Source organism: Lentilactobacillus sp. (genome assembly GCF_040773105.1).
GTDB classification, from domain to species: Bacteria; Bacillota; Bacilli; order Lactobacillales; family Lactobacillaceae; genus Lentilactobacillus; species Lentilactobacillus parabuchneri.
The window spans coordinates 1-10,289 of record NZ_JAXGWW010000061.1 but is presented as its reverse complement, the minus strand read 5'-3'; the positions used below and the strand labels follow the sequence as shown (position 1 = coordinate 10,289).

9 protein-coding genes and 1 pseudogene are annotated in these 10,289 nt (G+C 44.5%); 4 read left to right on the top strand and 6 right to left on the bottom strand.

Features of this window, described 5'->3' with window-relative positions:
* Together AB3112_RS04835 and thrC are read right to left on the bottom strand one after the other, a co-directional pair.
* Positions 1 to 372 (bottom strand): annotated as a pseudogene (locus AB3112_RS04835) (hypothetical protein); the annotation flags it as partial.
* Complete coding sequence (thrC, locus tag AB3112_RS04830; protein ID WP_084973856.1) at positions 344 to 1,849, bottom strand: threonine synthase; 1,506 nt, start codon at positions 1,847 to 1,849, stop codon at positions 344 to 346. The gene thrC and the pseudogene AB3112_RS04835, both read right to left, overlap by 29 nt.
* Positions 1,850 to 1,953: 104 nt before the next feature.
* On the opposite strand from thrC, the gene AB3112_RS04825 reads away from it, so the two are divergent.
* On the top strand, positions 1,954 to 3,135 hold the full coding sequence (locus AB3112_RS04825; protein ID WP_367334047.1) for a homoserine dehydrogenase: 1,182 nt from the start codon (positions 1,954 to 1,956) through the stop codon (positions 3,133 to 3,135).
* Entirely contained in the window at positions 3,132 to 4,460 is a 1,329-nt protein-coding gene (locus tag AB3112_RS04820; RefSeq protein WP_367334046.1) for an aspartate kinase, read from the top strand. Before AB3112_RS04825 ends, AB3112_RS04820 begins: the two co-directional genes overlap by 4 nt.
* Before the next feature lie 59 nt (positions 4,461 to 4,519).
* On the opposite strand, the gene AB3112_RS04815 is transcribed toward AB3112_RS04820, so the two are convergent.
* Positions 4,520 to 5,341: a LysR family transcriptional regulator gene (locus AB3112_RS04815; protein ID WP_084973862.1), complete on the bottom strand. Its 822-nt coding sequence runs from the start codon at positions 5,339 to 5,341 to the stop codon at positions 4,520 to 4,522.
* Positions 5,342 to 5,450: 109 nt separating this feature from the next.
* On the opposite strand from AB3112_RS04815, the gene AB3112_RS04810 reads away from it, so the two are divergent.
* Positions 5,451 to 6,437 carry a TDT family transporter gene (locus tag AB3112_RS04810; protein WP_057909802.1) on the top strand — a complete coding sequence of 329 codons (987 nt, stop codon included), beginning with the start codon at positions 5,451 to 5,453 and terminating at the stop codon, positions 6,435 to 6,437.
* On the opposite strand, the gene AB3112_RS04805 is transcribed toward AB3112_RS04810, so the two are convergent.
* Positions 6,438 to 7,853 carry an amino acid permease gene (locus AB3112_RS04805; protein ID WP_367334045.1) on the bottom strand — a complete coding sequence of 472 codons (1,416 nt, stop codon included), beginning with the start codon at positions 7,851 to 7,853 and terminating at the stop codon, positions 6,438 to 6,440. It abuts the gene before it with no gap.
* Positions 7,854 to 7,978: 125 nt separating this feature from the next.
* On the opposite strand from AB3112_RS04805, the gene mmuM reads away from it, so the two are divergent.
* Positions 7,979 to 8,926, top strand: coding sequence for a homocysteine S-methyltransferase (mmuM, locus tag AB3112_RS04800; RefSeq protein ID WP_367334044.1), 948 nt, complete (start codon positions 7,979 to 7,981; stop codon positions 8,924 to 8,926).
* 102 nt (positions 8,927 to 9,028) lie between these two features.
* Here mmuM and AB3112_RS04795 read toward each other — a convergent pair whose 3' ends face one another.
* Together AB3112_RS04795 and AB3112_RS04790 are read right to left on the bottom strand one after the other, a co-directional pair.
* Positions 9,029 to 9,553, bottom strand: a complete 525-nt coding sequence (locus AB3112_RS04795) for a GNAT family N-acetyltransferase (RefSeq protein ID WP_084973868.1) — start codon at positions 9,551 to 9,553, stop codon at positions 9,029 to 9,031.
* 43 nt (positions 9,554 to 9,596) lie between these two features.
* A complete protein-coding gene (locus AB3112_RS04790) occupies positions 9,597 to 9,776 on the bottom strand; it encodes a hypothetical protein (RefSeq protein ID WP_057909806.1) in 180 nt (59 codons plus the stop codon).
* Between the last annotated feature and the right edge of the window lie 513 nt (positions 9,777 to 10,289).

The window sequence follows — 10,289 nt, the reverse complement described above, 5'->3', positions numbered from 1 at the left end:
ACCATCACGTTCGAGACGCGCGTCACCGACCCGGCCGTCTATGCGGCCAACGTGACCAACGTGCAATACCGCAACACGGCCACGATCTCCGGCACCGGCGTGACCACGACGTCTTCCACGGGCAACCGGAACGTCGCCTTCGATATTAATTTTAACGTTTGGCACCGGTTTGTCCAAAAAATTACAGCCTTTAACGAAGGCTTGATAGACTAAATTATCAGCGTTTTGAAATTCTTTCGGCGATCCGGTAATGATCAACCGCGCATCACTTGTTTCAAATGAAATGGTCGAATAATACGATACCGCCAAGCCGAGGCAGTCAAATCCGACGCCGACATTGGCACTAGTTGCTGGAACTTTGATCCTTATCATAGAATACCTCCTCGACTTTTTGCTTAACATATTCGGTCATCTGGTCTTTTTGAATGACGCTTTCATGACGGACTGGCAGGTCCCAGACTTTGCTTAAATTGTCGGGAATCGGCGCGTTGGTTGCCGCATTCAGATCTTTCATGACTTGTTGAACGTCATCTGATGTTTCGGGTAAAACGGCGTTTGCCACCGCGTTAACGAACTTATAGGGGCTGGCAGTACTTAAGAGAACCATCGGTGTATCCGGATCAATCTCCTGGTAATCACGCATCACCTTGTAACCGGCGGCGGTATGTGGATCCATCAGGTAGCCGTTTTGTTCATAAACATCGTCAATCGAACTTTCGATGTCCTTATCAGTGCTAAAGCCACAATAGAAATCCTTTTGGATGTTTGCCAGGACTTCCTTTGAAACTTCGTACTTTCCACTGTCTTCCAGGTCGTCCATTAGTTGTTTCACGTATTTCGTATCTTCGCCGCTCTTATAATAAAGAAGGCGTTCAAAGTTGCTGGAAATTTGAATATCCATGCTTGGGGCGACCGTCTGGAAGAACGGCCGGTTACGGTCATAGACGCCATGGTTGAAGAAGTTGGCCAAAACGTTGTTTTCGTTACAAGCAACAACAAATTTATTGACGGGCAAGCCAAGCATTTTAGCATAATAGCCGGCTAGAACATCACCAAAGTTTCCAGTTGGGACGGTAAAGTTAACCTTGTCGCCAACTTGAATTGAGCCGTTGTTTACCAGTTGTTTGTAAGAATCAAAGTAGTAAACGACTTGGGGGATCAATCGGCCAATATTGATTGAGTTGGCGCTTGAAAGGGTGACACCGTCTCCCAAGGATTGTTTCAAATCGTTATCATTAAAGATCTGCTTAACGTTGGTCTGCGCATCGTCAAAGTTTCCTTCGATTGCGGCCACCTTTGTGTTTGAACCACCAGTGGTAATCATCTGTAACTTTTGAATTTGGCTGACGCCGCCATCTGGGTAAAAGACGATAATCCCCATGTTGTGGAGGTCCTTGAAGCCTTCCAGAGCGGCTTTTCCAGTGTCACCACTTGTGGCTGTTAGAATCATTACCTTATTATTGTCGGTTAAAACATGTTTCATTAACTGCGGTAATAGTTGTAGGCCAACATCTTTAAAGGCGCTGGTTGGTCCGTGGAAGAGCTCCAGGACATGGAAATTGTCAACGTCGACGACCGGCGTAATCTTTGGCGTATCGAAGCTTGATTGATAGGCGGCGTCGATACTCTCATCAATCTCGTCGGCCGAAAAGTCTGGCAATAAAATAGATAAGACAGCGCGCGCGATATCTTGATAATTTAATTGAATTAATTTTTCGAAGTTTACTTGGAGTTTTTCCAAGTCGGGATAAACGAAGAGACCCTTGTCATCAGCGAAGCCTTTTTTGATGGCGTCCTTAGCTGAAATCTGGATTGAATCGTTTCTGGTACTCGTATAATATTTATTCATCAACTTTACTCCTTGCATTTCTATGATTTATATGATAATCTGTTTTCATGTAAAACACAAGTGTTTATTATTTGTGAACACCGTAAAAATTGGAGGTTGGAGCTGTGAATATTGCAATATTAGGATTTGGGACAGTCGGATCAGGCGTATACAAAATTATCCAAAATGCCAAGCGCCAAGCCCAAAACCTCCATGTAAAGCATATTTTGATCAGAAAGAATAAAAAACCGGATTTACCGGAAATGACGGATAGCATTGATGAAATTTTAAACGATCAGGATGTTGACGTTGTCGTCGAAGTTATCGGCGGCATCGAACCGGCCCATCAATACATAGTGGACGCACTGAAGCATCACAAGCACGTTATTACCGCTAACAAAGCCGTGATTGCACAGTATATGGATGAGTTCACGAAGGTCGCCGCTGAGAATAACGCCAAGTTTTACTTTGAATCAAGCGTCGGCGGTGGGATTCCCTGGATCCAAGGATTGGAACGGGCACTACGGGTTGACGATGTCACTAAGATTCAAGGAATCTTCAATGGAACCAGTAATTTCATTCTTGCCCAGATGCACCGCACCGGCAAGTCGTTCAATGAGGTTTTAATGGAAGCCCAGCAACTTGGTTATGCCGAAGCTGACCCCAGTGCCGATATTGACGGTTTGGACGTTGCCAATAAGTTATGTATCAGCGTTGATATCGCCTATGACTTGTTTATCAAGCCGACGGCGGAACTGCCGGTCTTTGGGATTCGAAACATCACCGAAGATGACATGACCCACTTTGATAAGTTGGGGCTGACCATTAAGTTAATGGGAAAGAGTCACCAACGCGGTGATCGGTTCGACTATATGGTTGAACCCACGTTGTATTACGGCGATGCTTTAGAAGCCCATACTCGAGATAACTACAATTTGATTTCACTGATTGGTGAAACCATTGGGACCTTGAAGTTTATGGGCCAGGGAGCCGGTCAGCTACCAACTGCCAACGCCGTCATTCAAGATATCTTGGACATTTTCCAAGGTAAGGAGCATTTGAAGCGCGAGTTCAAGAGCAGCTTTAAGTTCGATCCCAACTTGACGATGCACGATTACATTGTGAGGTCGGAAATTGATTGTTCTCAACTGTTTGGCGAGTACCAGCCGGAGCTTCGTGGCGACTACCTGTTGATTCACGACATTCCGGTAGGTGAGATGCACAGCTTAATGAGACAGGTTCTTAAACGAGATGAGACAGCCTTTATGGCGAGTTTACCCAGTAAGAAAGGAGGAGCAGTAAAATGATAGTAGCAAAATTTGGTGGAAGTTCAGTTGCCGACGCGGGCCAATTTAAAAAAGTTCGCGCAATTGTTGAAGCAAACGCAGATCGCAAGGTAATTGTGGTGAGCGCAGCCGGTAAGAGTGATAGTGAGGCCGTTAAGGTCACCGACTTGTTAATTCAAGTAGAGAAGTTGCGGGATGCAGGTGACGACTACATGCCAGTCTTTAACCATATCCAAAGTCGCTTTGTGGGCATTCGAGATGCACTTGGTTTGAAGGTCGCAATTGAATCCGACCTCCAGAAGATTGCCAAGCAGATTCCCAACTGCAGTCATGATTACTTAGTGTCCCGGGGTGAATTTCTGACCGCTAAATTAATGGCCGACTTTTTAGGCTACCAGTTCATTGATGCTGCCCGCTTCTTGGTATTTGACCAAAATGAGGTAAACTACGGCGAATCAATCAACCGCCTGCGTGATTTCATGAGCTATGATGAGCATATCGTCGTTCCCGGATTCTACGGGGTTGACGAAAATGGATTGACACACTTGATGCCTCGAGGTGGGAGTGACATTTCCGGCGCATTATTAGCCAACTTTGTCGATGCTGATTTATACGAGAACTGGACTGACGTATCCGGCATTAAAATGGCCGACCCACGGATTATCAATAACTCCCGTAAGATCAACGAACTGACTTATGAAGAGCTTCAGGAGCTTTCTTACATGGGCATCAGCGTCTTTCAGGAAGAGGCAATTCAGCCTGCTAAAGAAAAGCAGATTCCAATTGCCATCTTGAATACGAACCATCCTGAAGAAGATGGAACTCTGGTAGTTGATTCGGCGAATAGTAATGCCAACCAGTTGGTAACCGGAATTGCCGGTAAGAAAGACTACGTGGTTATTTCAATTCAAAAGTATCAACTGAATAAACGCCTTGACGTTATGGCCAAAGTGTTCTCAGTTATTCAAAAATTTGGTGTTAAATTCGACTATGTTCCAGCCGGAACTGATTCAGTTCAATTCCTTGCCAAACGGGCTGACGTTGATGGTAAGTTGATGGCTATCGTGACGGCTTTGAAGTCCGGATGCGATTTGGATGCCGTCAAGCTGGAGAAAAATATCGCTATGGTTGCGGCCGTTTCGTCCCAACTGGGTAAGCGACCTGCAATCGCCGGTAAGATTCTTGATTTATTGGATAACAGTCAAATCAAAATTCATTTGGTGGTCCAAGAAGGAAGCGACATCAAAGTCGTCTTTGGAGTGGCCAACAGTGACTACGAAAAGACCATCGAAAAGATTTACCGGAGCACCGCTGTAAGTGCGACCAGGCTTAAGATGGTGATTTAAAAGTTAATATCAAAAAAGATGAACCACAAACTTTGAAATCCATAGTTTGTGGTTCATTTTTACGCCCAATTAAACGATTCAACAATCTTTCTAATGTGTGCCAGGGTTTTATCCCGCTCACTATCTTCTCTGGCCAGCAAATAAAAATCGCGGACAAAATGTTCCCCCAATGATTCAACCGGCACGTTTTCCGGTAAGTCCTTGTCTGATAGGAGTGCCTGGCCGACTCCTTGCGCCACCATTCGCCTTATCAAGCCACTATTATTGACGTGAATCAGCTTGGTGGGCTGGACATCTGCTTCGCGGAAATACTGCTCGGTATAGTAGCCAATTCCGGATCCCGGTTCACGGGTAATCCAGTTCCCGTTGTCAACGCCGGCCTTCACAAGTTGATCCTTACCAATGGAAATCCGGGAGATGTTTTCTGTCACAAGTGGTTTTTCGATAATGCCAATATCAATCTTATAGGTTTCCAATTGGTTTAAGACACCTTCAGAGTTCGACACCGTAACGTCGAAGTCAACGTGGGGTAACGACGCAACCAACTGATTGGCGATTTTAGCAAATAGGATTCTTGAAACGGTTTGCGAGATGCCAAACTTGACCTTCTCGTTGTCTTCATTTCCTAATCTTGTGATTTGATCGTTCACGTCCTGCCAGTTTTTGAGAATCTTGCCGGCACGTTTGTATAGCAAATTGGCCGCTTCGGTCGGGACAATCTCCCGCCGGCTTTTACGTTCGAACAATTCCGTGTGCAGCTGCAGTTCGAGTTGTTTGACTTGATTTGACACGGTTGGTTGGGTGATAAATAGTTGTTGGGCAGCCAGTGAGAAACTGCGGGTTTTGTAGACCACCATGAAGGTTTCGAGGAATTTGAACATCGTTTTGGCTCCTTATAGATTTCGTCTATAATAAATATAAATACTATCAATTTTATTTATTGTACCATACACGATATAATTAAGCTCATCTAAGAGAGGAGAGGACCGTATGAAGTTATTTTTGAAGAAGTTACCTTTACCAATTTGTGGATTGATACTTGGAATTGCCTCACTGGGGAATTTGTTTAAAGCAATTGGCTTGCCCGTCATTGGGAATGCTTGGGGCATCTTGTCACTTGTGTTGATTTTACTGGTGATTGCAAAGATTGGCATTCATTTTAAGCTAAGCATGAATGATTTAAATGATCCGATTATTGCGTCAGTTGCACCAACCTTCACGATGTCTTTGATGATTATCAGCACATTCTTGAAATCATGGGGCATTCCGGTATTACCAACAGCAGTTTGGACATTTGCAGTGATTTTGCAATTCGTCATTATGGGCTACTTTATTTATCGCCATTTATTACGTCCAACTGTTGAATTGGATCATGTGTACCCAAGTTGGTTTGTAACTTTTGTCGGCATTGGTGTGATTCCGGTCACCGCCAACAACTTCATTCCAGCACTCGGAACGCCAATCTTATGGCTTTCCCTTGGACTTTACGCGATTCTTCTGCCAATCGTTTGCATCCGATTGCTCCGACGCGAGTTTATGTTTGAAGCAACCCTGCCACTGCTGACAATCATGGCAGCACCCGCATCACTTTGCCTAACAGGTTACTTAACAATGAATACAGCGCCGTCATGGGCCTTTTCATTGGTCATGGTGCTTTTGGCACAAACTCTGTATTGGGGCACGTTGACCAAGATTTTCAAATATGTTCGCTTATCGTTTTACCCAAGCTTCGGTGCGTTCACTTTCCCACTGGTGATTTCAGCCACTGCGTTGAACCTGTTTAACAACAGCTTCCACTTGGCAAACGGCCTGAACTCAGTCATTGGAGTGATTGCGAACTTGGAAATCACCGTAGCGACGTTCATGGTTATCTTCGTGGTCATCAAATACGGTCAGTTCCTGGTTAAGCTTGCGAATCAAGCAATTGAAGATAAAAAAATGACCCTCTCGGATAACGAGACGATCACAAAAGACTAACTAGTTTTCACTGGAATCATCCTTGCTGATGGTTCCTTTTTTTCGTTCCGAAAGCTTAGCCTTACCGTAATAAACGATGTAGCAAAGCCCAACGAAGGGAATCATGTAAAATAACGCTGGTCGTTGGGTTGGATCAAAGACGATTAAAACGCATGATAATAAGCATAAAATAAACGCGGTCCACGGCAACACTGGATACCAAGGTGTCTTGAACTTTAATTCATCGACGGAATGACCGGTTGCCAGCCATGTTTTTCTAAAATTAATTTCAGAAAGGGCAATCGCCATCCAAACGATCACCACGGCCAGACCGGAGATCGAGACAAGAACCAGATAAACAATCGAAGCGGCGACAACACTGGAAATCAACGCCAAGATACCGCCGGCCATGCTGAGAACCAGTGCCAGCATGGGGACGCCACGCGAATTAGTTTTGGCATATTTCAACGGAATCATGCCTTCATGAGCGAGTGACCAAAGCATTCTGGTGGAAGCGTAAAGCCCTGAGTTTGCGGCCGATAAAATTGCGGTCAGAACTACGAAGTTCATAATATCGCCGGCAAAGGGGAGGCCGATACTGTTAAACACCAAGACAAACGGACTCTGGTTAACACCGGCCTTTTGCCAGGGGATTAAGGCAGCCATGACTGTAATACTGCCAATGAAGAAAATAATCAGCCGAAACAATGTCGTGTGGATGGCCTTCGGAATATTCTTGGAAGGATCCTTGGTTTCACCCGCAGTTACACCAATCAGTTCGGTTCCTGAAAAGGCAAAGTTAACGGTTAACATCGTCGTAAAAACGGCTTTAAAGCCATTTGGGAACAGTCCATCTTTAGTTAGATTGGTTAGAAGGGGCGCATGCTGGACGCCCTTAATGGGGATGACGCCGATAATGGCCAAGCTACCCAGAACAATGAACAAAATAATGGCAATCACTTTGATGCTTGAAAACCAGAATTCAGTTTCTGCGAAGAATCTAACCGACAGGGCATTGGAAGTAAAAATAACAATCATGAACAAGGCGCTCCAAATCCACGTGGGAGTGGTTGGAAACCATGTCCGCATAATCAGACCGGCAGCGGTGAACTCGGACCCTAAAGCAACTGTCCACGTCAGCCAGTAAAGAATTGCCACGGTAAATCCGGTGCCCGGCCCAATGTATTTATCGGCATAAACATGAAAAGACCCAGTTTGGGGCATTGCCACGGAGAGTTCCCCGAGACAAAGCATCACCAGGTAAACGACAACGGCCCCAATGGCATATGCTAAAATCGTCCCGATTGGCCCTGCTTGATGAATCGTATACCCGGAACTAAGAAACAACCCGGTTCCAATAACACCGCCAAGGGAAATCATCAGCAGATGACGTGATTCCATCTTTCGCTCGAGATTAATGTGTGGTTTGTTGTTCATCAATTTCCCTCCAATATTGCACTTTTAATTTGATAAGAATAAAATGAGTAAAGTCTCATAGTTAATAGAGTGCATCAAATGAAGATAATATTCAAGAAAAAATTGATCAGTTGGAGGTTTTCGATATGCCTGATTTACTCAAAAAAGATTTAGAAAATCAAAAAGCTTTGGTGCTGGATGGCGCAATGGCAACTGAGCTTGAAAAGCGTGGGGTGAATACGGACAGCCAATTATGGTCGGCGGCCGCACTGATTAATCACCCACAGGCAGTCAAAGATGTTCACCGCTCGTATTTTGAAGCTGGTGCCGACGTGGCGATTACCAATACGTATCAAGCGAACCTCGATTCATTCCAGCAAATCGGCTTCACACCTCATCAGGCCAGCAAAATGGTGACCAATGCCGTGAAACTTGCGCAAGAAGCCAGGACAGAATTCTATTCGAACTTGTCGACTCAGGAACGGCAAAAGCGGGCGAAATATCCGTTAATTGCCGGAAGTGTTGGCCCATTTGGGGCGTATCTAGCTGATGGAAGCGAGTATACGGGAGATTATGATCTTTCAGAGGGTGAATATGTGGAATTTCACGAACCGCGAATGCGATTATTAGACGCCGCCGGAATTGATCTGTTTGCATTTGAAACCCAACCGAACTTTGAAGAAGCAAAAGCAATCGCAAACCTATTGGAAACCAAGTTTTTGAATCGAACGGGCTGGCTGTCTTTTAGTGTTAAAGATGCAAAGCATTTATGTGATGGAACCCCATTAGAGGAAGCCGTCGCTTACTTCAATGATCATCCACAGATTACGGCGATTGGGGTGAACTGTACCCGAATGGAAAATATCGAAGAAGCGGTCAAAACCATCCGGTCAGTCACTGAAAAGCCGATTGTTGTTTACCCGAATAACGGCGATATCTATAATCCGGAAACCAAGAAGTGGAAACCCGACCCGAGCTCGCAATCATTCTCAGATCTGGCACCGAAATGGCTCAATGCCGGGGCAACGATCATTGGTGGCTGCTGTCGAACAACTCCCAATGACATTCGAGAAGTACGGGATGCGCTCAACTAAGCAGATATGACCGGCCGTATTCAAAAGGGGCTGGAAACGTAAGCAAGTTATGCTTAGTTCCAGCCCCTTTAGTTTTGATATTACTTTACTACTCGATAAGCGTTAGTTAAATGCTTCCAAATACTTGACGGTTCCCGAAACACCGTTAAGGCCGTCTTTTACCAGTGGCTTCACCATGAAGACCTCATCCGGTACAGGAAATGGTGATTTGATTCCAAAGCGACTTGCTTTTTGGTAGCCGAAGCGTGGATAATACTCAGGCCAGCCGGTTACGACGATAAACTTATAGCCTAAACGAATCGCTCGGTTATCAAGTTCGTTGAGGATGGCAGTGCCAACCCCGTTTTTTTGGAACTCCGGGGACACAGATAACGGTGCTAAGCAAAGCCCAGTTGATGAAGAATTGGCGTTGATAACTTGGATTTCGCTAAGTAATCCGTGGCCAATGATCCTGTTATTATTTTCGGCGACAACTTCTAAACGTTTGTTATAAGTGGGATCTTCCCGAACCTTATCGACGATCGCTGCCTCATTTCGATAGCCGTTTTGTGTTTTGGAAAATGCCAGTCTGATTAAATCGCTGACATCTGAGTAGTCACTTTGGCGAATGGTCCTAATTAGTAGCATATGCACCCTTCTTTACATGTCAGATTATGTAAAAAACCGCAATTTATCTTCCCTTGTCATTATGCGAAATGTAGGTTGCAGCACCATAACTCACAATCAAAATAACGAGACCGACCGAAACGAGTGGGACCGCGACTGTTCGATTTCCCATAATTAAGAAAATGACTGCTCCAATACACATTGCCATTGAGATTAATCCAGCAATTCCAATTATTGCACGCATTGAGTTTACCTCTTTCAAATCATTTGTTATCTCGAGTATACCCGAAATCAACGATGGATTGAAAATAAAATTATTTTAAAATGCCAAACCCCTTGATAAAATGGCATTTTGATGAGATTGGTCTAATTAAATTCAAAAAAAGTTGTTGACACATCCGTCAAACATGAGCTATAGTTCATGCAACATCTAAATACGACTAATTGATTTGGTCCAATGGAGTCGATTCTTAGCTTTACAAAGAGAGTGCCTGGATGGTGTGAGGGCATTAAAACTACGAATTAAAAGATTGAACCCGATAAGTTCACTTTTCGAGGTGAGATGGTAGCACCCATTAACGTGCCGGCGTATCGGAATATTTTCCCGTACGCTTCGAGGAGTTGTTTGTGAAGATGACTCAAATTAAGGTGGTACCACGTTAACTTAACGTCCTTTGGTTTTTATAACCAAGGGGCGTTTTTTTAGTCGGATGAATAAAAATAAAAAGGAGTGGTCATTATGAAGTACGGTATTATT